23 protein-coding genes and 4 pseudogenes are annotated in these 21,894 nt (G+C 59.6%); 20 read left to right on the top strand and 7 right to left on the bottom strand.

Features of this window, described 5'->3' with window-relative positions:
- Positions 1–422 precede the first annotated feature (422 nt).
- From ABIB78_RS33160 to ABIB78_RS33140, 5 genes are all read left to right on the top strand, one after another.
- Entirely contained in the window at positions 423–1,082 is a 660-nt protein-coding gene (locus ABIB78_RS33160; protein ID WP_429032459.1) for a type II toxin-antitoxin system HipA family toxin, read from the top strand.
- 463 nt (positions 1,083–1,545) lie between these two features.
- Positions 1,546–1,788 carry an MATE family efflux transporter gene (locus ABIB78_RS33155; RefSeq protein ID WP_429032456.1) on the top strand — a complete coding sequence of 81 codons (243 nt, stop codon included), beginning with the start codon at positions 1,546–1,548 and terminating at the stop codon, positions 1,786–1,788.
- A 16-nt stretch (positions 1,789–1,804) separates the two neighbouring features.
- A complete protein-coding gene (locus tag ABIB78_RS33150) occupies positions 1,805–2,176 on the top strand; it encodes a type II toxin-antitoxin system RelE/ParE family toxin (RefSeq protein WP_429032453.1) in 372 nt (123 codons plus the stop codon).
- Positions 2,152–2,439, top strand: coding sequence for a Fis family transcriptional regulator (locus tag ABIB78_RS33145; protein ID WP_429032450.1), 288 nt, complete (start codon positions 2,152–2,154; stop codon positions 2,437–2,439). The genes ABIB78_RS33150 and ABIB78_RS33145 overlap by 25 nt, the downstream gene beginning before the upstream one ends.
- Before the next feature lie 87 nt (positions 2,440–2,526).
- On the top strand, positions 2,527–2,946 hold the full coding sequence (locus tag ABIB78_RS33140) for a hypothetical protein (RefSeq protein WP_429032447.1): 420 nt from the start codon (positions 2,527–2,529) through the stop codon (positions 2,944–2,946).
- A 153-nt stretch (positions 2,947–3,099) separates the two neighbouring features.
- On the opposite strand, the gene ABIB78_RS33135 is transcribed toward ABIB78_RS33140, so the two are convergent.
- The 4 genes from ABIB78_RS33135 to ABIB78_RS33120 all read right to left on the bottom strand — a co-directional run bounded on the left by ABIB78_RS33135 (position 3,100) and on the right by ABIB78_RS33120 (position 4,773).
- A complete protein-coding gene (locus ABIB78_RS33135; protein WP_429032444.1) occupies positions 3,100–3,831 on the bottom strand; it encodes a hypothetical protein in 732 nt (243 codons plus the stop codon).
- Positions 3,773–3,985 (bottom strand): hypothetical protein, encoded by a 213-nt coding sequence (locus ABIB78_RS33130; RefSeq protein WP_429032557.1) that lies wholly within the window; start codon positions 3,983–3,985, stop codon positions 3,773–3,775. Before ABIB78_RS33130 ends, ABIB78_RS33135 begins: the two co-directional genes overlap by 59 nt.
- A 72-nt stretch (positions 3,986–4,057) precedes the next feature.
- Positions 4,058–4,405: a helix-turn-helix domain-containing protein gene (locus ABIB78_RS33125; protein WP_429032441.1), complete on the bottom strand. Its 348-nt coding sequence runs from the start codon at positions 4,403–4,405 to the stop codon at positions 4,058–4,060.
- Entirely contained in the window at positions 4,402–4,773 is a 372-nt protein-coding gene (locus ABIB78_RS33120) for a type II toxin-antitoxin system RelE/ParE family toxin (protein WP_429032440.1), read from the bottom strand. Before ABIB78_RS33120 ends, ABIB78_RS33125 begins: the two co-directional genes overlap by 4 nt.
- A 157-nt stretch (positions 4,774–4,930) precedes the next feature.
- Between ABIB78_RS33120 and ABIB78_RS33115 the strand changes: the two are divergent.
- From ABIB78_RS33115 to tnpA, 6 genes and pseudogenes are all read left to right on the top strand, one after another.
- Positions 4,931–5,786: pseudogene (locus tag ABIB78_RS33115) on the top strand (tyrosine-type recombinase/integrase).
- Positions 5,787–5,809: 23 nt separating this feature from the next.
- Positions 5,810–6,590: pseudogene (locus ABIB78_RS33110) on the top strand (IS91 family transposase); the annotation flags it as partial.
- A 394-nt stretch (positions 6,591–6,984) separates the two neighbouring features.
- Positions 6,985–7,302, top strand: a complete 318-nt coding sequence (locus tag ABIB78_RS33105; protein WP_429032438.1) for a hypothetical protein — start codon at positions 6,985–6,987, stop codon at positions 7,300–7,302.
- 210 nt (positions 7,303–7,512) lie between these two features.
- Positions 7,513–7,872: pseudogene (locus ABIB78_RS33100) on the top strand (transposase); the annotation flags it as partial.
- 491 nt (positions 7,873–8,363) lie between these two features.
- The gene (locus tag ABIB78_RS33095) at positions 8,364–10,499 is read left to right on the top strand and encodes a hypothetical protein (protein ID WP_429032435.1); all 2,136 of its coding nucleotides are present in this window, start codon (positions 8,364–8,366) and stop codon (positions 10,497–10,499) included.
- Positions 10,500–10,645: 146 nt separating this feature from the next.
- Positions 10,646–11,158 carry an IS66-like element accessory protein TnpA gene (gene tnpA / locus ABIB78_RS33090; RefSeq protein WP_429032432.1) on the top strand — a complete coding sequence of 171 codons (513 nt, stop codon included), beginning with the start codon at positions 10,646–10,648 and terminating at the stop codon, positions 11,156–11,158.
- Positions 11,159–11,321: 163 nt separating this feature from the next.
- Here tnpA and ABIB78_RS33085 read toward each other — a convergent pair.
- A pseudogene (locus tag ABIB78_RS33085) lies at positions 11,322–11,843 on the bottom strand (transposase); the annotation flags it as partial.
- 289 nt (positions 11,844–12,132) lie between these two features.
- On the opposite strand from ABIB78_RS33085, the gene tnpC reads away from it, so the two are divergent.
- The 3 genes from tnpC (at position 12,133) to ABIB78_RS33070 (ending at position 15,810) form a co-directional block, all read left to right on the top strand.
- Positions 12,133–13,704 carry an IS66 family transposase gene (gene tnpC, locus ABIB78_RS33080; protein ID WP_429032430.1) on the top strand — a complete coding sequence of 524 codons (1,572 nt, stop codon included), beginning with the start codon at positions 12,133–12,135 and terminating at the stop codon, positions 13,702–13,704.
- A 587-nt stretch (positions 13,705–14,291) separates the two neighbouring features.
- Positions 14,292–14,585 carry a type II toxin-antitoxin system HigB family toxin gene (locus tag ABIB78_RS33075; protein WP_429032427.1) on the top strand — a complete coding sequence of 98 codons (294 nt, stop codon included), beginning with the start codon at positions 14,292–14,294 and terminating at the stop codon, positions 14,583–14,585.
- A gap of 1 nt (position 14,586) precedes the next feature.
- Positions 14,587–15,810, top strand: coding sequence for a hypothetical protein (locus ABIB78_RS33070; protein ID WP_429032426.1), 1,224 nt, complete (start codon positions 14,587–14,589; stop codon positions 15,808–15,810).
- Here the strand turns inward: ABIB78_RS33070 and ABIB78_RS33065 are convergent.
- Entirely contained in the window at positions 15,785–16,009 is a 225-nt protein-coding gene (locus ABIB78_RS33065) for a hypothetical protein (RefSeq protein ID WP_429032423.1), read from the bottom strand. The two genes, ABIB78_RS33070 and ABIB78_RS33065, sit on opposite strands and share 26 nt — an antisense overlap.
- Before the next feature lie 122 nt (positions 16,010–16,131).
- On the opposite strand from ABIB78_RS33065, the gene ABIB78_RS33060 reads away from it, so the two are divergent.
- The 4 genes from ABIB78_RS33060 to ABIB78_RS33045 all read left to right on the top strand — a co-directional run bounded on the left by ABIB78_RS33060 (position 16,132) and on the right by ABIB78_RS33045 (position 20,653).
- On the top strand, positions 16,132–18,498 hold the full coding sequence (locus ABIB78_RS33060; RefSeq protein WP_429032421.1) for a type IA DNA topoisomerase: 2,367 nt from the start codon (positions 16,132–16,134) through the stop codon (positions 18,496–18,498).
- 831 nt (positions 18,499–19,329) lie between these two features.
- Positions 19,330–19,893, top strand: coding sequence for a hypothetical protein (locus ABIB78_RS33055; RefSeq protein WP_429032419.1), 564 nt, complete (start codon positions 19,330–19,332; stop codon positions 19,891–19,893).
- Positions 19,894–20,012: 119 nt separating this feature from the next.
- Complete coding sequence (locus ABIB78_RS33050) at positions 20,013–20,288, top strand: type II toxin-antitoxin system ParD family antitoxin (RefSeq protein ID WP_429032417.1); 276 nt, start codon at positions 20,013–20,015, stop codon at positions 20,286–20,288.
- Positions 20,289–20,293: 5 nt separating this feature from the next.
- Entirely contained in the window at positions 20,294–20,653 is a 360-nt protein-coding gene (locus ABIB78_RS33045) for a type II toxin-antitoxin system RelE/ParE family toxin (protein WP_429032416.1), read from the top strand.
- A 207-nt stretch (positions 20,654–20,860) separates the two neighbouring features.
- On the opposite strand, the gene ABIB78_RS33040 is transcribed toward ABIB78_RS33045, so the two are convergent.
- Complete coding sequence (locus tag ABIB78_RS33040; protein ID WP_429032413.1) at positions 20,861–21,109, bottom strand: HigA family addiction module antitoxin; 249 nt, start codon at positions 21,107–21,109, stop codon at positions 20,861–20,863.
- A gap of 191 nt (positions 21,110–21,300) precedes the next feature.
- Between ABIB78_RS33040 and ABIB78_RS33035 the strand changes: the two genes are divergently transcribed.
- Together ABIB78_RS33035 and ABIB78_RS33030 are read left to right on the top strand one after the other, a co-directional pair.
- Entirely contained in the window at positions 21,301–21,513 is a 213-nt protein-coding gene (locus tag ABIB78_RS33035) for an antitoxin MazE-like protein (RefSeq protein ID WP_429032411.1), read from the top strand.
- Positions 21,500–21,829, top strand: coding sequence for a type II toxin-antitoxin system PemK/MazF family toxin (locus ABIB78_RS33030; protein ID WP_429032409.1), 330 nt, complete (start codon positions 21,500–21,502; stop codon positions 21,827–21,829). The genes ABIB78_RS33035 and ABIB78_RS33030 overlap by 14 nt, the downstream gene beginning before the upstream one ends.
- The last annotated feature ends 65 nt before the right edge of the window (positions 21,830–21,894 follow it).

Raw genomic sequence — 21,894 nt, 5'->3', positions numbered from 1 at the left:
TTTTTTGGGGGGCATCGGTCCGCGCGGGCCGCAACTTGCGAGTGAACACCGAGCAGGCTCCGAAAGCGTCATCGTGGGAGTCGACCCGCCATAACAACGGGGAAGGCCGACGTCCGGGGGGAAGCGAGCGAGAAAAGCACCCCAGGATCCCACCGGGGTAGTGGTGGCAGCACGCGCGGGACATGGACAGTGGGCAACAAGGGAAGTCTGCCGTCGAGGAGGGATGACGAATCCTGACAACGACGAACCCGTGAGGGCCAGCGTCGGCGGCGGCAGATGAGCGCGCGGCCCAAGGCCACTATCGAAGACGGAGACTCGCTTTGGTTGGCGAAACTCCCTCATCGCGACGATAGATGGAACAACCCTCGGGTCGAGCACGCCATGTTGACCTTGGCCCACGAGTGCGGGATCTCATGTGCCGAATGACGACGATCGGCGACAAGGACGTCGTACTGATCAAGCGGTTCGATCGCCACAAGGCTGAGAAAGGCTATTTCCGCAGCAGGATGGTCAGCGGCCCGACGCTGCTCGACGCGGACGACACTCCCGATACCGTCGATAAGCGCCAAAAATGGTCCTATCTTCTGCTTGCCGATGAAATACGGCGAGCCGCCTCCGGAAGCCAGGCGAGGGATCTGCCAGAGCTTTTCCGTCGATTGTGCTTTAACGCACTCATCTCCAACACCGATGATCATCCACGTAACCATGCAATCTTGGCAAAGGACCAGGCCTGGTCGCTGTCGCCGGCATACGACCTAACTCCGAACCCGATGATCTCACAGGAGCGCCGTGACCTGGCGATGCCATTTGGCAATTGGGGGCGATATGCGAACCGGGTCAATCTGTTGTCGCGGTGCGAACGCTTTCTGCTGTCCAAGGAGGAGGCCACAACGATCGTCGATGGCATGAAATTGACGATTGGGGAGTCGTGGTACCGCATATGTCAGCAAGTCGGTGTCAGCGAGCGCGATTGTGAACTGATCCGCAGCGCGTTCGTTTACGAAGGGTTCGGCTACGATTTGGAAGATCCGACAATCGCGACTGACGACGCCAATGAGCTGCCGAGCACTCGCCCGCGCTAAGCGATCCGGAACTCTCCAAGAAACGCGAAGATCGCGGCCTCGTTGGGCGAACGATGAATGGGCTGTCCAGCGTGTCCGCTACATGACGCTGGAAACCATCGCGCCGTTGAGCGATGATCCAACCGCCAGCCTTCCGGCTATCGCCGCCTGACCTGCCCGGCTCTTTGCCGACGAAGGCGGTGCCCACCGCGAGTTACACCACGCCCTTCTTGGCTGGTTTGTGGTTCGCGCGTCGCCCTTTCCGTGACTACCGCGTGTGCTCGCATATCTCTGGCGCTTCGATGGGCCGCTGATGCGGCAGGTCATCGTGCTCGGAATGCCGATCTCGATCGCCATTTTCATGGAAGCCGGACTTTTCTCTGCTATGGCGCTCCGATAGGCGTGATCAGACCACGGCGGTTGCCGCCCACCAGATCGCGTTGCAGGTGGTCACGATCCTGTTCATGATCCCTTTTTGCATCGTATGGCGGCGAGCGTTCGGGTTGGGCACGCAGTAGGCCGCAACGACGCCTCAGGCGTAAAGCGGGCAGGTTTGGCCGCCATGTTGCTCGGGGTCCTGATCGCTGCAATTCTTACACTTGCGGTGATCGCCGCGCGTTTTGAGATCGCCGCGTTGTTTGTCGGCAAATCGGCCAGCAATGCCCGGAGAAAAACCCCAAAAACAGCTCTCCTCGAACGTGCGCTTGCATTTTTGTATCTTTTTTGATACATTGCCCTGGTGAATGACCAAGAGCCTCAACCCTATCCCTCTCGTATTTTGGCGCTCGGCGACAGGCCGCGAACCGGTGCGGGAATGGTTGAACGAGTTATCCCGCGAGGATAAGCGGATCATCGGCCGCGACATTGCCAAAGTGCAGTACGGCTGGCCGGTGGGGCTGCCGCTTTGCCGTCCTTTGAGCGGTGGCTTGTGGGAGGTTCGGGCAACGCTTCCGAGCAATCGCCAAGCTCGTGTATTTTTCGGGTTTCACGATGGGATGCTGGTCGCCTTGCACGCCATCTTAAAGAAAACGCAGAAGACCCCGACGGACGATCTCGCGCTGGCGAGACAGAGATTTAAGGAGTTGCAGTCATGGCAAAGAAAAACCCCCACATAGGTTCCAGCTTCGAAAGCTGGCTCGATGAAACCGGAATCCGCGAGGACGTCACGGCGGCCGCGATCAAGGCAGTGATTGCGCGCCAACTTGCCAGCGAGATGAAGAAGAAGGGCATCACCAAGCCGAAGATGGCGGAATTGATGAAAACCAGCCGCGCACAAATCGACCGCTTACTCGATCCCGACAACGGCAGCGCCACTATCGAGAGCCTCCAGCGCGCCGCAAAAATCGTCGGCCGCGAATTGCGGTTACAATTGGTGTGACAGCGCTAATCACCGCGGGCCGCATTACAAAGATAACGATGCGCGGCCCGGTTTTTGACGCAACTTTATTGCAACCCACGAATTCGCATGAATGACGAAGCGATTGCCGAAGAATTGCAACGCCAACGCGAGCCAGCGCGGCGGTGCTTCGAGCATTATGCCAGGCAGGAGCAACTCAGCATCCTGCTTCCTGCGCCCAAGCCGGGTCTGGAGGAGATCGCCGCCTCGTTAGCCGCGCTTGTCACCCAGCATCCAAAATTCGGGCAGCCGCAAACGCGATTTTACGGCGAGAAGCAACTTATGCTCCATCCACAATTTCTGCCACGTAGCCTGCTCCAAGTCGCGGCGCAGCGAGATGGTGCCACGGCTGTTAGCTGGCTGCATAAGGTATACGGCACGGCGTCAACCGATTTACGTTTTGTCGCTGCGGTGCATGGCCTCGAAATCACGCAGCCGATCACGTTGGGAAATGGTTGTCACGATCATCCCGTTGAACAGCGTTCTTAATTCGCCAAATGCGCAAATGCTCGCGCGCCAGTTTGAAATCAGGCCCGGGTTCTTGCCCGTGAACGGGTTTAGCCACCCCCCTAATGCAGCGGTGCTCGAAATCCGGGGCGTCGCGGCTTCTCCCGAGCCAGCAAAGCCGGCGGCCGATTTCGCCTACGATATCGTGGTCAACTCCATCAAGGCGTTTACCCTGGCGAACGGCGGCGCGCCGGGCTTTGCGTCGATCTGCCCATTATGCAGATTAATCAAGTCAAGTTGCGATAGAAGGCGCTGGTGCGATGCATCAATCTGGAATTCGCCATTCGGATTTCGTTCCCCGAGGGCCTTTACGTGGTCGATGACATTCTTTGCGAGAGCTAATCCATCTTTCAGCTTTGCAAACAATTCGGCCTCCGATTTCTCCTTTGGCAGCATGTTGTGCCGTTCGTAGCAGCGGGTCTTAACACCATCGTTGAGTACGTAGAGCAGCGCTACCGCGCCGTTGTACCTGGTGGCTAGGTCGTAGCCGGTTTGCGAATCGAAATACTGCCCTTCCACCGCGTCCATCACGTCCGCAATCGCCTTGAGCGCATCCTTGACCCGCTTGCGGCTTGCGTCAGCGAGCGGCTTTGCCGGTTCGCCAATTGCCAGCTTCAAATCCTTGTGGCCGATGCGACGGTTGCGCCAAACCTGGCAAAACTCCATCGTCTTGATCGCGACATCGGCCAGGGCAGAAACTTTGGCTTTGGCCGCAGCGTCAGGAACGAGATCGGGGAGGTTGCGGATCGTTAGATTGGTTTTACCGCCAGTGGCTGATGCGTTGGTAATCCGCGCAATATGCAGCAACCTACTTTCCCAAAGCTCCTCCTGGATCATATGAAAGAAAGATGGGGCTGCATTGTTCAACAGCTCGATCCGCGAGGGTTTTTGCCGAACAATTCGGTGTATTCGGCCCAAGAATGGCAAGCTCCTGCCAGAGCGCCGTGAATTGCGTTCGCAGCCGCTCGCCCATTTTTTCAATGTTGCGCTCTTTGACTTCCTCCGCGGATAGATCCGTCACGACACAGCTCCCAACGCAAAATGTCGCAGACGGTACATTCCATGAATAGGGGGCACGCTCGCCCCCTATGTATCAAGTCGCGGCTGGAATGAATGTGATCCGTCCGGCCTCGCCACGTTTCCGATGAGGCTTCACCGTGATTTCCACATCTTGAGCGAATGCCGTCAACATCCGCATCAGCTTCTCTACTGAAACCAGCCGGAAATCGCCCCTGAGCAGCTTCGATAGGTCGGGCTGCTTCATTTCGATCAGCTTGGCGGCTGCCGTTTGGGTCAACTCCCGCTCGGCTATTAGCCGTTTGAGTTGCACTAGAAGGGCAGCTTTGAGCTGGTGTTCCTCGGCATTAGGCAGACCGAGGTCCGCGAAAATGTTGCCAGAGCCTTTTTCGTGGGCTGGCAGTTTCTTCCTGGTAGTCATCATCGGTCTCCCTTTGTTGCTTTGTGAATGGTCTCAGCATCCTTTAAGCGCTTCCTGACCATTTCAACGTGTCGCTGCGGGGTGGCAATCCCGCTCGTCGATTTCTTTTGAAAGGCGTGTAGGACGTACAGGACGCCCTCAAATCGCACGGTGTAGACGGCCCTATATGTATCGCCGTCAAAGTCGTCGCGGATTTCGAGGACCCCGCTAAAACCCTTCAGGGGCTTCGCGCTATGCGGATGATCCCCGAGTTGCGCTTCAAAAAGGGCCTGCCCGATCTCGCCGCGAATGGCCGCAGGGAACGCCTGCAGGTCTTTCCGACGAGAGCCCACGAAAATCGCGGGCTTCAGCGAGCGCAACAGATCTTTCACTGGACTATAGTAATATACCTATAGTCGAAAGTCAATACTGACACGTCGCAAAAAATCGTTGCTGCCACTGGCGTGCTATTGCTCCTGTAATGGCGTGCCTACCGGCCGGGCTCTAGGCGTTGCCCGGAGCCGCACCCTCTCAGACAGGAGTATCGAGATGGCCGATTTGAGCCCTCTTCGCCGCCCGCATGATCGAAGACATGACCGTCCGCAATCTGTCGCCGGCGACGCAGCGATCCTACATCAGCGCGGTTTCGAAGTTCAGCCGCTATTTTGGTCGATCACCTGACCGGTTGGAGCTGGAAGAGGTCCGCGCCTTCCAGGTGCATCTGGTCTCGACCGGCATCTCATGGCCGGCGCTGAACCAGATCGTGCGCTCCGGTTTTTCTACGGCGTCACGCTCGGCGAGGCGCTGATCCCGGAGCGCATTCCCTATGCGCGAGAACCGCGCAAGCTGCCGGTCGTGCTCAGCGCCGACGAAGTGGTTCAGTTCCTCGAGGCCGTGTCCAGCCTGAAGAGCCGCGCCGCGCTCACCACGGCCTATGCGGCCGGACTCAGGGCCCGAAGTCGCGGGACTGCGGATCGAAGACATCGACAGCGCCCGCGGCGTCATCCAGGTGCGCCACGGCAAAGGCGCGAAGGATCGCAACGTGATGCTGTCGCCCCAGCTGCTGGGCATCCTGCGCACCTACTGGCGGCTCGCCCGGCCGCGGCTTTATCTGTTCCCGGGACGCGACGAAGATCATCCGATCGATCAGACGGTATTGCACGCCGCCTGCCGGTCGGCGGTGAAGGCTGCGGGCCTGACCAAGCGCGTCACGCTCAACACGCTGCGCCACAGCTTCGCGACGCATCTTCTCGAGAACGGAACCGATATCCGGATCATCCAGGTCTTGCTCGGGCACAATAATTTGTCGTCGACAGCGCGCTACACGCAGGTCGCCACCGATACGTTCCGGGCGACGCAGAGCCCGCTCGATCGCCTGTCGCTGGAGGTGACGCCAGCTGGATGATCCGCGGCGGGATGCGGGTGATGATCGGCGTCGTCGCCGTCCTCCACACCTGGGGGCAGGCACTGACGCACCATCCCCACGTCCACTGCGTCGTGCCGGGCGGCGGCCTCTCGCCCGATAGCGCGCGCTGGATCGCCAGCCGACCAAACTTCTTCCTGGCCGTCAAACCGCTCGCCCGGCTGTTCAGACGCCTGTTCTTCGAACGTCTGACCGCCACCTTCGACGCCGGCACCCTGAACTTCTTCGGCGACCTCGCATCCCTGGCCGAGCCTGCTGCCTTCGCAGCTCACCTCGTCGCCATGCGACGCATCAGCTGGGTCGTCTACGCCAAACGGCCGTTCGGTGGCCCCGCGCAGGTGCTGGCCTATCTCGGCCGCTATACCCATCGCATTGCTATCGCCAACAGCCGGCTCGTCGCCCTCGACGAGGATCACGTCGCCTTTACCTGGAAGGACTATACCGCAGAACGGCGCGACAAAGATCATGAAGCTCAAGGCCGACGAGTTCATCCGCCGCTTCCTTCTTCACACGCTGCCCGATGGCTTCCATCGCATCCGCCACTTCGGCTTCATGGCCAACGGCCATCGCGCTGCCAAACTCGCCCTTTGCCGAAAACTTCTCGATCGTGAGCGGCCAGCGCCAAACGATGACCAGCCGTCGCCTGTGGATTCGGACGCTCTGACGTGGCCCAAGGTTCCCGCCTGTCCTGAGTGTGGTGGCGTTATGCGCATCGTCGAGCGCTTTCGACACAGCTTCAACCGCTCCAGTCCTCAAACATCCGCGTTCCGGTGCGACACATCGTGAGCCAAGCATGCCGTGCACAACGATCATCATTCGTTATTCCGCTCCCAGCGTCTCGATCATCGTGGACGCTGTCGAATCCGTGCTGCCACACGGCGCGACAACAACCGTCCGATGCAGCAAAACGCCTATCGCGATCTCCGGCAAAGCGCGCCTGATCTCAACTCTTCCCCGATGCACACATGTCGCAGCTCTGCCTCACGTGCCGCGCCGGCAGACCCGGCCTTGCGATCTCCAACAATCCCCATAGCTGCAAAACCGCGCATACCCGCCCGCGCCTTCGTTCAATCCGGCTTCAATGAGGTCGCGCAACTGCGCATGCCGCGCCAGCGCGTGAGCGCGACCTCACAGAACCCTCCAGATTCCCAAATCAGTCGAGGTGTGATTCGATCCGGGAATGTTCATCGAGACGATTCCCAATCGAGGCTCGCCGCCTGCGGTGCTGTTGCGGGAGGCGTATCGCGACGAGCATGGCCGCGCGCAGAAGCGGACCTTGGCCAATCTGAGCAAGCTGCCGGTGGATTTGATCGGCGGACTGAAGGCTCTGCTCAAGGGCGGCACGGTGATTGGCAGCTTCCGGTCCATGAAAACCATTGATCTCGAAATACGGCCGATCCGCCACTGGACGGCACAGCACGTGCGGGCCCATGTCTTCCTGTGCATGCTGGCCCATCACGTCGAATGGCATCTGCGAGAAGCCTTGGCACCGCTGTAGTTCCACGACACCGACCCTGAGGCCGCCCGGGGGAACGCACGTCTCCCGTCGCCAAGACCGAACCATCTGAGGCGGCGAAGGCCAAGAAGGCAACAAAGCGATCGGCCGATGGCCATCACGTCATGAGCTTCTATGCGCTGATCGCCCATCTCGGCACGCTGGTCCGACACACGATGCACGTGCCCCTTCATACCAAGCACCGCTTCACGCTATCGCCACGGCAGCCGGACGCGGTCGCGGACCGGCACGTTCGGGCCGATCGAGATCGCGGTGCCGCGCGCCCGGCTGACCACGTCCGAGGGCAAGACGACGGAATGGAAGAGCCAAGCACTGCGGGCCTATCAGCGGCGCACGCTTGCCGCCGATGCGCTGATCGCGAGCAGCTATCTCGCCGGCACCAATACGCGACGGGTACGTCGCGCGCTGGCGGCGCTGTTCGGCGGGACGGTCGGTAAAGACACGGTGAGCCGGACCTCGCGCAAGGTCAAAAGCGACTGGGATGCCTGGAACAGCCGCTCGCTGGCCGAGGAGCCGATCGTGCGCCTGATCCTTGACGCCGCCGTCGTTCGGGCACCGCAACCAGATCCTCCAATGCTTCGACGCTTAGTCTGGTGCGCATGGCGCTGCTCGCTCACATCATTGAGGATGTCACCCTCGTCAAAATGCCGGCGGAAGGCACCACCAAGATCCACGTCCGCTTCAAGGGCGGTAAGATCCAAACGCTCATCACGATGAGCCCAAGATCTTCCGCGCAGCAGGTGAAGACGCCGTCCGGCATCGTCGAACTGGCCGACATGCGCGGGATCTGCAGAACGAGAGGCGAGGCCTGCGGGAGATCGCGGCGCTTGTGGGTTGCCACGCGTCGACGGTGTCTCGCGCCTTAGAATATCAAAAAGGAGAGGAAACGATCGCATGCTCGCGGCGAATTCATAATCCCGTCAGCTTTTCGAAAGCTTGCGGCTGCAAAGATCGCAAATCTGATTGTCGCTGAACGGCTGCCACTTTGCCGATGTAAGCCGTGTGGATTGCGGCAGGGCCTGTACCATCACAAGGAGAGCAGGATGGATTCGATTAACCCATTGTTCCGTTCACAAGCCTGGATGCAGGAGTACGCTGCCCAACAGGCGCGGCCTGAGCATCGAGCGGGCAACGCAGGCCAGCAAGGCGATTTTGAGCGGCGGATGGAGGATCTGCAGCTCGATTCTACTGACGCGAGCTCTGCAAAATCAACTTCGCGGGATCCGGCTCCCGCAGGAGGCGGTCGAGCGGTCCGGCGGGACGATTTCGGCGGTTCGATGCGGATGCCGCCACACTCCGCTTTAAGGGAGAGTGCGGTCGGCGGCACGCGGCGGAACGTAGACATTCCCCGCCTTCAGCTTCCAGCTTCGGCGCAAGTGCCGCAGTCCAGTCTGCGGGATGATCTGTTCAGCAGCGCGCGCTACAGCTTTCCGGACCCAGAGCCGGCGGCTGTGGGCAAGAGCGGCAAAAGCAGCGGATTGTGGTCACGCTTCAAGTCGGGGATCGGCAAAGCCTTTGGCGGAAGCAGCAGCGAAAAGTTCTCGCGCGATGCGGAGCAGCCTGACGTCATTTCAACGAAATTCAGGGTGGATTACGCCAGGCAGCCGGGCCGGACGCGCGGGGTTTCTGCGGCGGATGTGGCGCTCATTGAAGACTTCAGAAACAGGGCAACGGGCAAACTGAGCGACGGCACCATCAAAAATGCGGCGGCCGATCTGCGCCATTTGAGCAAGCGCCTGAGCGAAGCCAGCAGGCCATCAATTGCCGATCGAATCGACCGCGAGCTGCAAAACGCGCAATTGGAAAATCCGGAGGCGGAAAACCACCGGCTGGAAGCTGAGCTCGATGAGGACGTGGACGTCTATGCAAAGGACCGCGGCACGCGCATCAAGGCGGCTTTGAATAAGCTGCGGAACGTCCGTGCCGGAAACACGTTGGCAGCCAATGTCCGCCGCCTGGTCCCCCATGGCGCGGACGCAACCCTGATCGGCAGCTGGGCCGCGGCGGAAAAGACGACACATAGGGTCGAGCCAACGACGGTCGACAGGCGCGTTCGCCGCCTGTCCAGGCTGAGTGAGTGGCTGCAGACGCACGACAAGCAGCCGATGGCCGGCCGACTTTTCACCCCTGAGTTCGCCCAGGATGTCGAGGAGTACAGGCACCAAACCGGAGACAGCCAAATCAACCCTGATTTACTCAGGCTTAGGCGCTGCCAGCAAATCCTTGAGGCGAACAGGGCGCTCGGATTACAGCCTCCTGAGGACGCGGGGCAGCCTTTCGGGGAAGCTGCTCGACAGGCGCACTCGCCGCAGGAGCTTCCCGCAACCCCAGCCACGCCGAGCGCCGGAGCCTGGGATTGGCTCGGCGAGCAGATCCACGGACCCGCCTCACCCGTGCCAGCGCCGCACTGGGCCATGCAGCCCAATCTGCCGCTCGAGCTTCCGGCGACTCCAGCCACCCCGAGCCAAGGAGCTTGGGATTGGTTTGAGCAACAGATGCAAGAACTGGCATCGCCGTCGTCCGTGGGGCCTCGGTCGTCAAACATCTACGGCGGTCTCGATCCCCTGGTTGATTTGGATCCGCCCACACCGTACGACTTGCGCGACGAGGCGCGCTCTGCGCCAGCACCTGAATTTGCCGGAGCGTCGTCGTTCGCGGAACCGCCGGGGGCCGCTCAGGAGCTGCGGGATATTGGAGCGATCGTTGGCGCGGACTGGCGCCACGGCTCTCAGGCGGCCTCAGACGTGTTGATTGATGTATTGGGCAACATCAATCTGTTGCCAGACCAGTTCGGGCCAAGTCAGTTTACGATCAACGGTGAGCGCTATTCGGCCACGTTTGGACCAGGAAGGCGCAGGGATGTTCGTCTGATCCATCACCCGCGCGCCGGCGGGATGAACGAAGCTGGCCCATCCCGGGCGCTCCATCGTCCCCCGCAGATCGTCAGGGCCGCGCAACCCGATGAAGATGCGTTGGATCTTGGGCATCTGATCCGCGGGGGATGGGAGCATAGAGAGCGGTTCCTTCCGCCTTACCTCGTCCGCGTCCTGGAAGGCCAGCGCATCATGCCGGAGCCCGGGCGCCCAACCTATTTCGAGATCCGGGAAGTGCCTTACAGGGGCGAGTTGGTGGAAAGCGAGGGCCGCCAGCGCGTGCGCATTTATCCTGAACGTCGCTGAACAACGTGCGTGGGCTGCAAACGAAGAGTCAGCGGCGCAGCTCACGCGAGGCGTTCTATAGCCGGGCCTTTCCGGCGCGGAGTATCGCTCCGGCGGAGGCCGCCTTGTGCGGTTTGGCGGTTCGTCTGAGGATTTGGCGCCCGACGATGAAGTTCGTGGCGACCAAGACCGCGGAACAACTGGATCTGCAGGTTCGTCTGATTGAAGAGACGTTGCGGGCTGGCGAGACTGTGTGCGGCGTCGCGCGCCGAAATGGAATGGCGCAGAGCCTGCTGTTTACTTGGCGTCTGCAAGCGGGCCAGGGCCGCCTAGGCAGCGAGGGCGTGCCGGCGCTTGTTCCCGTCGAGGTCGCATCCACGCCGGCTCCGGCACCCGCGTTCGGGCCGCAGCCGTCTTCGCCTCCTGCACAGCGTCCAAGGGGCGGAATGATCGAGATCGAGCTTGGAGGCGGCTGTCGCGTGCGAGTTGACCGGGAGGTTGACACTGAGGCGCTGCAGCGTGTGCTTGAGCTTCTCAGGCTGCGTGAGAAGTCGCGGGTTTTACGATTGGCGGACGCAGCGGTAGCTGCGGGGCACAAAAATCCTCGTCAGGCTGTGGCGGGCTCAAGCGCTTGCAGCAGCGCCGGCACTCCTAGCATTACAGTTGTTTTTTTGATTTGAAGTGGGCGCGTTGAGCGGCAGCTTGGTGAGCTCTACGCCAGAAAGACCATGCGATGATGTGTGCGGGTTGAATCCGCTTTCGAGCAAGTCTGATAGCGATGCGGCGGATTTCCTGGATTGACCAGCGGATCAGTGGTGGGGTGGTTATGCTTTGGCTTTTGCGGGGGGCGCCGTTTCGTTTTTTGGGCGGTGGCGGATTAGCGCGATGTCGGATCGCGGCCATCATGGCGAAGGCGAGCAACGCCAAGGACACATGACGGTGCCAGCCATGCCAGGATCTGCTCTCGTTGTGATCGAGCCCGAACTCGTTTTTCGCGGTTTCAAAGCTGTCCTCGATCGCCCATCGATGGCCTTCGACCGCGACCAGCGTTTCAATGGCTGTTCCCGCTGGGCACCAGGTGGTGAAGAAGGCGAGGTCATCATCGGCGATGCGACGACGGATCAGTAGACCGCGTGTCCACAAACCGTCATTTGCACTGTTGAACTGCTCGGCCTCGAGATCGGCCAATTCGAGATAACACCAATCGTGCAGCCGCGGTCCTTTGGTTCCGGCTCCCGCCGACAGGCGCTTCCAGTCGGATGAGCGCCGCGTCCGGGCGAGGTCTGCGGCCGTACCGGCGACCGGCGGTCGTTTGCCCCAGGATCGAAACACATGAGCGCTGCTGACCCCAAGCACGTAGCCTTTTTCGCCGGCGGTTTTTGCGTTCTGCAATCGCCGTTGCGACCGGATGAAGCTGCTGTTCTTCGACCGGTCCGGCTTTGTGCTGGTCCTGAAGCGGCTGACCGAGGACAAGTTCCGATGGCCGCGCCGCAGGAGGCGGTCGTCACGCTTACGACCGAGCAATTGCACTGGATCCTTGACGGCATCGATATCGATGCGATGGTCCGCCATCCGGTGCGGCAATATCAGGTTGCCGGCTGAGCTCTCGAGTTGAGCGGTTGACGCGTCGGTACTGTTCAGATTCAAGATTCCGATGAATCGAACCGGCGAACCGAGTGTCGAAGCGCTGTTGGCGCGCATTGCTGCGCTGCAGGCGCAGAATCGTCAGCTCACGGAGCGCGTCGTCAAGCTCGAGGAAGAACTGGCGCTGGCACGCCTGCATCGTTTTGCGCCGCGCAGCGAAAAGCACGTCGATCGTCTGTTCAATGAAGCCGAGCAGGCCGCCGATGAGGATGTTGCCGGCAGTGAAACGAACAATATCGCCGAACTTCCGGACACGGGCTTGCCACCCGTCGACAACACAACGGGAAAGAAGCGCGGCCGCAGACCGCTGCCGGCAAGCCTGCCGCGCGAGCGCGTCGAGTATGACCTGCCCGACGATCAGAAGGCGTGTCCTTGCTGCCGTGGCCAGATGCATCGCATGGGCGAGGCCGTTACCGAGCAACTTCATATCGAGGTGAAGGCGAAGGTCTTACAGAATGTGCGCTTCAAATATGGGTGCCGCCATTGCGATCGCACCGGGATCAACGCACCTGTCGTGACGGCGCCGATGCCGACGCAGCCCTTGCCGGGCAGCGTTGCCACAGCCTCAACGCTGGCGTTCGCGCTGGTTCATAAATATGTCGATGGCACGCCGCTCTACCGCCTGGCGCAGGCCTTCGAACGCGCCGGTGTTGCTGTCAGCCGCGGCGCTCTGGGCCACCGGGTGATCGGCTCACGCGAGAAGCATCTCTCCCGCATCTCAGACGCCCTGAAGCTGCGGCTCAGATCGCAGCCCCTCATCCATGGCGACGAGACGACGGTTCAGGTCCTCAAGGAAAAGCACAGAGAGGCCACCAGCACATCGTACATGTTGGCTTATCGCAGCGGCGAGGACAGCAACGAGCCGATCGTGCTTCTCGATTATCAGCCAGGCCGTGGCCAAATCCACCCGCAGGCCTTTCTCGGCGATTACCGTGGCATCGTGATGAGTGACGGCTATACGGCCTGGCGCACGCTGGAAGGGGCAACCCACATTGGATGCATGGCCCACTCCCGACGGCACTTTGTCGATGCCCTCAAGGCGAGGAAGAAAGGCGGCGGTCCGCCCGAGCAGGCGCTGCGGTTCTTCGACCAGCTTTACCGGGTTGAAAGGCAGGCGCGGGACGAAAAACCAGACAGCGGCGAAACGCCAGATCAATGCATTCGCCGCTTCCGCCAGCAACACAGCATTCCCGTCCTGAACGCCCTCAAGGAATGGCTCGATCAAATCGCCCCGAAGGTCTTGCCCGACAGCAAGCTTGGCGATGCCGTATCCTACACTCTGAACCAATGGGAATATCTGACGCGCTACACGCAAGACGGCAGGATGCCGATCGACAACAATCTCCTGGAGCGCGATATCAGAATCTTTGCCACTGGCAGAAAGAGCTGGCTGTTCAGCGACACCGTCGAGGGCGCCAGGGCCAGTGCCGTCGTCTACAGCCTGATGCTGACCTGCCGCGCCTCACGCGTCGAGCCGTTAGCCTGGTTGCGCCACGTGCTCACCGAATTGCCTCAGCGCGCCGACGACGCCGATATCACCGACCTGCTGCCATTCAACTTCCCCAAAACCGCCACTGCCTGAACGGGTCAGATACCGCCCTCGATACGAAGGCCATCCGTCAAAAGCGCGGGCGTCAACGTGCGGAGAAAATCGCGGTTACTCCAGGTCGCATTCCAATTGAGTACTTTTTGCTTCCGCGTCATGTGCCCGGCTCACCGCTACTAACGGGGACTTTCCGAATGGTGGCGACATGTTCGGATAGTGCTTCTCCGTATTCGGTTCTATGAGACGGCGATGCTCTGGCATGCGCTGCTCCATCCGTTCGGGAGTTGGCCGGAGTGCGACCGGCGTTCTCATCACCGACAATAGCCACAGTTTGGTGCGGTGACGGAATCACCGTGCGACCGGAATACGAGCGACGCCAGGACGATGCGTATGTTGATGCCGACCGCAATGACCGCCCTGCGATCCGCAAGGCCAGTCCTTCCCGCTCACAGATCACTGAATAGCCGCACTCCAAGACCTCGTGCGCGATTCTTAAAGAAAAGTTAACTCTACGCTAATCATTTGAAACTAAAGAAGAAAATGCATTTTTAGCCGCGGACATACTTCTGTGACATTTGGGATCGTATTGCTTGCGAACGTTTTGGGAGCATCTTATCTTTGCCATGCGCGTAATCGCCAAAGGAACACTGCGTGATTTCTGGTGCTTGAACCCAGAGGCGGAAGAGCCGCTGCTTTCTTGGTACCGAGAAGCGGAGCGCGCCGATTGGGATCAGCCGCCGGCAGTCAAAGCTCACTATAAGAATAGCAGCATTTTGAAAGACAGCAGGGTGGTCTTCAACATCAAGGGGAACGAATTCCGGTTAGTCGTGCGTATCAACTATCCGTATCGCGTCGTCTACATCCGATTTGTGGGGACGCATTCAGAGTACGACAAGATTGATGCGCAGGAGGTGTGAGATGAATGTAAAGCCAATTAGAACAAACGCTGACTATGAAGCGGCTTTAGATCGCATTTCCGAGCTGATGGATGCGCATGCCGGTACGCCTGAAGGAATTGAATTGGATGTGCTCGTTGACCTTGTTGAGCTTTATGAATCCAAGAACATCCCTATGGGCGTTCCGAGCCCCGTCGCCGCTATCGAATTCCGTATGGAGCAGGCAGGTCTATCTGCGCGCGATCTAGTGCCACTTATCGGGAGTCGGGCCAAAGTCTCTGAAGTTCTCTCTGGTAAGCGGCAGATTACCATGACGATGGCGCGCGCCCTTCATGAGCACCTAGGCATTCCCAGTGACGTTCTGCTCAAAGCAAGCTCCGTGGCGGGCAATCAAGAGTTCGGGATCGATTGGGCTAAATTTCCGATCACCGAAATGGTGAAACGTAAATGGCTTCCAAAGCGCCCGAGGGCGGTTCAGCATGCCGAAGAAATTATGCGGGGGCTGATGCACCGAGCCGGGAGAACGAGTCTGGTTGTTGAGGCTATGTACCGAAAGAATGACCATGTTCGTGCAAATGCGAAGGCTGATCCGTTCGCTTTGAATGCGTGGTGTTTGCAGCTGCTGGCGCTGGCCTCGGAGACGAAGCTGCCTAAAGAGTTTAAGCCGGGAACCGTAACTCCGGATTTCCTGAGCCAAGTAGCGAAGTTGAGCTGGTCCGAGAACGGTCCACTCTTGGCCAAGGAATTTCTTGAAAAGAACGGCATTCATCTCATCATCTTGGAGCATTTTCCGAAGACGCACTTGGATGGAGCCGCACTGAAATTAGCCGATGGCACGCCCGTTATTGGGCTGACTCTGCGATATGACAGGATTGATAATTTCTGGTTCTGTTTGCTTCACGAACTGGCGCACGTCGGAAGACACTTTGAAAATGCGGTAGACGTTGGGTTCGTTGATGATCTCACGTTGCGTGAAAACGTCGGCGTGAGCCGCGATGTAAGAGAGGAAGAGGCTGACCAATGGGCTGAAGAAGCATGTGTTCCTCGGTCCATTTGGGACAATAGTGACGTGCGGTTTCATCCCACTGCAACAGGGGTGATCAATCTGGCGGGTGCGCTTCAGATCCATCCCGCTATCGTCGCAGGTCGAGTGAGGCATCAGTTTCGAAATTATCGTTTGTTGTCGCATTTTGTTGGCACAGGTGAGGTGCGAAAGCATTTCAAGAATTGTGAACAGCCAGCTTGAAAGCGAGAAGGCTATGTCGGGTGAACTCGCGGTCGATCAAGCAGTTAATGGCGACTGCGCCGACGTGACAATCTTTGCAGGATAACGCCACAGCGCGCATTACAGCGGCGTTTGGATTGAAACATTCCGTGGGTTCGCCAGGGCAATCCCCGTCGGCGGCGACGAACGGCAGCGCGACAAAATAGGTGACTTCAGCCATGGCCTGACTCCAACTGCTTGACCTGACCGGCGAATAATGTTCTTGATATGTTCTTTTGTCAATCTGGCCTGACCATGACGAATGAGCGACCCGCAAGCTGGCGAATGCCCTCCGCGAAGCAGATGGAAAAGCTGGCGTCGGAGGCTGCTCGTCGGCGCGATATCGAGAGGCCGGATCCGGCAGCGAACCGCATGGTGCCGGGTCAATCATGGGATGGAGTCCTGTCCGATCCACGCGCCGGTCTGGCAGATCAGATCGTTATCACCGAGAAAACCAGCCAGGCCAAAGACGTCCGCGCCGCAATTGGTTCGCGCTACGGTGATGTTCTTCCAGCAGAGGGCCATTTGTTCGATCTCCTCGAACCAGAGGAGGTCGTCCCGGCCTGGAAGCGGTGGTCGCCAATACTTCTGCGGCCTGAAGGTCTTTACGGAACGCGCCCGGCAGAGGGTGGCAACAAGGCCGCTAAGCTCAAGGCTATTCGCGAGGCGTTGCGCACTGCCAAACGAGTTTGGCTTGCAACCGATTGTGACCGCGAGGGCCAGCTAATCGGTCAGGAAATTCTTGAGCATTACAAGTATCGCGGTCAGGTGATGCGGGTGCTGTTCACCGCGCAGGATTCGCAGACCATCCGCGACGCATTTGGTCGCGCAAAACCTAATATCGAATATGCCCGGCTGTACGCCGCCGCTGTGGCGCGCCGACAGGCTGATCAGATTTACAATCTCTCACTCACTCGCGCCGCAACCGTCATCCTGGGGCAGGGCGCGCGAAGAGTGATTGGAGTTGGTCGTGTAAAGACGCCGACATTAGCCATTGTATGCAAGCGCGAGCTGGAAATTCGAAACTTCGTGCCGCTTGCCTATTTCGAAATTGTCGCCACCGCGAAGGTTGCGGACGGGCAATTCCAGATGCGGCATGCGCCGCAGGACCGAATTGTTAAGCGCGAAAGGGCGGAGGCCGTCGTCAAGGCGGCTGAAGGTTTCGAGGGCGCGCTTGCCGTGCGCGTCGAGGATAAGCGGCAAGGGCCACCCAAGCTGCATGATTTGCCGTCGTTGCAGAAAGTCTGCGGCTCGCGCTTCGGCTGGTCAGCCAGCAAAACGCTCGAAGTGGCGCAGGAGCTTTATGACGGCCAGGGCAAGAAGATTGTCACCTATCCTCGTGCCGAAGTGCGTTACCTGCCGCAAAACTTGATATCGGACGTGCCGCGAATCATATCCGCACTGCGGGTGGGCCAATCGTTCGGCGCGATTCCTGTACCCGAGCCGCCGATGATTCGTAGAGGTACGAGCGGCACTTTCTACGACAAGGGGCTTGAGGGTGCGAGCCATCATGCCGTCATTCCCAATGTCAACACCATCGACAAACTGCCGGAGGTCTGGCCCCGTCTGTCATCTGACGAGAGGAAGCTCTTTGACGTCATCGCGCGGGCATATCTAGCCGCCCTGATGCCCGACTTCCGTTACCGGCAGACAACCGCAACGCTCGATGTGCGCGGCTTCGAATTCCGCGCAGCCGGTCGCCAGCCTATTGATCTCGGCTGGCGAGCCGCATTCCCGGAGTGGCAACCTGCCGACGAAAAGGGCGATGAGGCGCAATTGCTGCCACCGCTGCGCAACGGCGAGACCGCGCAACTGCAAGATCCAAAAATTGAGAACAAGGAGACCCGGCCGCCGCCGCGTTATAACGAAGGTACTCTGATCGAGGCTATGCAGAATGCCTGGCGTTTTGTTGATGACGAGGTTCTGCGGGATCGCTTGAAGGAAGCCAAGGGTATTGGCACGCCTGCGACCCGAGCCGAGATCATCGGTGGGCTTAAGAAGCAGGGTTTTCTGATTGCCCAGGGAAAGAATATTGTGCCGACCGAGACCGGCCTGTCGTTGTTCGGCGTTCTCAAACAAGCCGACCCGGCGCTGGTCGATCCAGGCGTGACGGCGCAACTTGAATGCCTGCTCGACGACGTCGTTGTAGGTAAACAGGAGATGGTCGGCGCGATTGACGCCGTATGCGATGCCGCCGAGCGCATTATCAGAAAGCTGAAAGAGGGTGCTACCGCGGGGGTGCCTTTTTTGCTTGGCAGTGCAGGGGACAATGGCACAGGAACGTGTCCACCGACGCCTGCCATGAAACGCTTTGCTGACAGCCTTGTCCGGCAAAAAGGCATCAAACCACCACCCGGCTACAAGACGTCGATATCGATCTGCCGCAAATTCCTTAGCGAACATGCGCCTAAAAAGTCCGACTGTAAAACAGCCGGTAAGCTCGGCCTCAAACCGGTAAGTGCAGCACAGTTGCTGTACGCCAAAAAGCTAGCGCAGCGGAACGGACTCGTCATACCCGATAATGCGAGGGTCAGCTCGGCTGCGATGTCTGCATGGATCGACGCAAATCGAGGTAAAAAACGCAGCAAGGTTAAAAACCTCCAGCAGGCCGGTGGGGTCGGCTGCACCCCAGGCTGTACCGCCGAAGAGGTCTCGAAAACGAAAAGTTAACGCCGCTTCGACGGCTCCCGTATCAGCAGACTCAAGCGTGACGCCGCTGCGGATTCCTTATGGCAACAAGGAACCGCATCGTGTACGATAGAGTGAGCCGATAGGTCTGCTCCGAGCGTGTCGAACTCCATGAGCAGCGACCGCAGCAATTGGCCAACCAGATCGCCCAAAAGGTACGTTCCTCCGAGACGTCCCTTCACCATCAGATCGAACATCTAATCTCACGGCGGGTCGCAGACGATGGACCGGAGAGGTTCGATCCGCTTCGCCGCGAGCGTCTCTACGGGCGCGCCAAAAGGCCGATTGATGCGATGGCCGCGATGGTCGGAATAGAGGCTTGGAGCCAGGGCGCTCAGGTGCTGTTCGTAAGTGCGTGATCCCTCCCGGCTCGAGCAGCGAAAGGGCCCCATTCAGCGTATCGGTCAATTGCGCGACATGATCCACGTTGTGATCATGCGCTATGCCGGCACCGTTGAAGATGACGTCTACTCGGTCTTGTCCGAGCGGTTCCTGTCACTGGGATTGCTGGCTATCAAGGGGTTCCCTTGGGGCCGAGGTCGAGGGGATACTCCCATGCTCCGCGCGTGAAGGCTTTTCATGTTTATCGTATTGCGTGAATGTTTTTCGCGGTATAAGAGGCATTTTCGGCTCGAAGGCTAAATTGAGAGTGAAATTCACGGCCGAGAATGTTTTTCATGGATTCGGTGCCATGCAGACAAGGTTTTCAGGACCCGTGAGCGTTTTTCATGACTGGAGGCTGCCGGAGGTGGCAACTCCTGTTGGCTATGCTGCGCTGATAGACGCCTACAATCTATCCGTCCCGATCCCGCGATGCTTTCCGCCATCGGAACAAAGCACCGTATCATTGAGCAAGGGGGATGGCGCATCTACACGCCGCGCCATGCGCCGGACAAGACACTTGAGGGACATCTCACCTTCGCTCTCAAGAATGAAGGACTCGACCTTGCAATCCTGAAGCGGCTTTTCCTCGTCGTGAACGAGGATCAGATTGCGGACCTTGTGAGACAGAAGCCGGCCGGTCTCTACACTCGTCGCATCTGGTTTCTCCATGAATGGCTGCTGGAGCGCCAAATCGATCTGCCTGCGGCAGATCAGGTCTCTTACGTCGATGCCGTCGATACCGAACTTCAATACGCTACCTCCGGGCGGAATTCGGCACGGCACCGCGTTCGCAACAATCTGCCAGGAACACCGGAATTCTGCCCGCTTGTTTTCAAGACTGCAGCGCTGAGCGAATTTATTGCCCAGGATCTCAAGGAGCGCGCCCGCGTCGTGGTGAGCCAAGTTCCGAAAGATCTGCTCGCACGAACCGCCGCCTTCCTTCTCCTCAAGGATTCAAAGTCAAGCTACGTCATTGAAGGAGAAAGCCCGTAGCTCGAACCAAGGCGAAAGGCCGCGACGGACTGCGATTTTTTGCAGGGCCCGTGCCTGATCGATCAGTTGGCAAACTTTGCCATAGATGATAAAATCTCCCCGACACCGGGAGAATAGCAATGCCCACTCGCAATATCAGCCTGACCAACGAGCAGGACGCCTTCGTCGAAAAGGTCGTGAAGACAGGGGAGTACCAGAATGCGAGCGAAGCGGTACGCGACGCGCTCCGTGTGCTGCAACAGCGGCGCCGCGAGGACGCGTTGAAACTGAAGGCTCTGCGCGTCCAGATCAAGGCCGGCATCGATGCGCTCGACCGGGGGGATTTTGTCGAAGTAGACGACGCCGAGCTTGACGACTATCTGGAAGGATTGACGGCTCCGTCAGGCTCCTACTGATCCAGATGGCCCGCTTCCGCCTTTCATCATTGGCGCGAAGCGATCTTGCGCAAATCCTCACTGTCAGCGCGGAACGATGGGGACTCGAAGGCAAGCGCCGGTATGCAACGCTCCTCTCTGCCGCTATGCGCAAAGTCGCGGCTCAACCGGACGGCGCTGCGACGCAAGACCGTGGCGAGTTGTCTCGCGGAGTTCGAACCTTTCACCTTCGGCATGCGCGTGCCGGCGGCGGTGAGACGAGGGTGAGACAGCCCGTCCACGTTCTATTCTACCGCGTCGTTCGGCCGGGCGTCGTGGAGATCGTGAGGGTGCTCCACGAACGGATGGAGCCAAGCCGGCACTTGGGTGCGGAGCCCGACGAATGAGGCGCCGTGGAGCAAGAACGGCGACGATTGGCGGCAATATCGCAGTATCGAAATGGCGCGCCACGGCCGATGAAGATGGGCACTACTGTTTCGCCGTGGCGCTATGAAGTTGTGCTCGCGGCTGCGCCAAGATTTCCGGACCCGCGATCATGCCGCCGATTGCCATTCGCCGTTAGCCTCGGATAGGCCCTTGAGGTCAGCTATCGGTCAAGCTGCGGGTTTAGCTGCGCGCGCCGGCGCGATCTTGCGCAGCGCGGCACCTAGTTCGTCCTCGGCCTGCTCAAGATCATACTGTGTCTGGATGCCCATCCAGAACGCGGCCGAAGTGCCGAAATATCTGCCGAGCCGCAGCGCGGTATCAGCGGTCACGGGAGTCTGTTCATTGGCCAGCCGCTCAATTCGCGTGCGCGGTACGCCGACGGCACGAGCCACCGCGTATGGCGAGACGTTCGCCACGGCCGATGAAGACGGGCACTACAGCTTCGCTGTGGCGCTTCGGGTCAATGCGCCAGAACGCGCGAGCGCGGCCCGCCGTCCGACAGAATAGCCGAGCCTGCGGCCTTTCAGCCTCGCCTGGAAAGTCCTGACCCTTGCCTTCCGGCTTGTAACGCGTTACATTGTAACGCGTTACGGAAGGAGAAATCCAAATGACCGCGCCAGCCGAGAGGATGAAGTTGATGCGGCAGCGGAGGCGCGCGCGGGGCCTGCGCGAACTGCGTCTCGTGGTGGCCGACGCCCGCTCGCGGGCTGTGCGACGACGGGTTGCGAAGCAGGTCGCCAGTCTCGACCCTGATCGGGAGCGCGAAGCGCTGCAGTGGATCGAGTCGGTCTCCGAGTTTGACGCAGATGCACCGCGGTGACGTTGTAACCGTTGCCGCGGCGGGTGACGACGGCAAGCCCCGCCCGGCGGTCATCGTGCAGACGGACGCCTTTCCGGAGAGCCATGCCTCTGTAGTGGTTTGTCAGTTGACCTCCGAACTGGCGGACGCTCCAGATTTTCACGTCACCATTGAGCCAAAGCCCGAAAATGGATTGCGGCTTAGATCGCAGGTGATGGCCGACAAACCGGTCACCGTAAGGCGCGAACGGATCGGGGAGAAGATCGGGCGCCTCGGCGATCAAGACATGGCTCGGCTCGGAATTGCTTTGGCGTTTGTCTTAGGGCTAGCGGATTAACAACGCAGTCGGTAGCGTCGACAGAGGGTAGGTATCGGGCGGCGCCGACGCCTAGATGCGGTATT

This window comes from Bradyrhizobium sp. I1.14.4 (genome assembly GCF_050435825.1).
Taxonomy (GTDB): Bacteria; Pseudomonadota; Alphaproteobacteria; order Rhizobiales; family Xanthobacteraceae; genus Bradyrhizobium.
The sequence above is the reverse complement of the archived record's forward strand: the minus strand, read 5'-3'. Positions and strand labels throughout refer to the sequence as shown.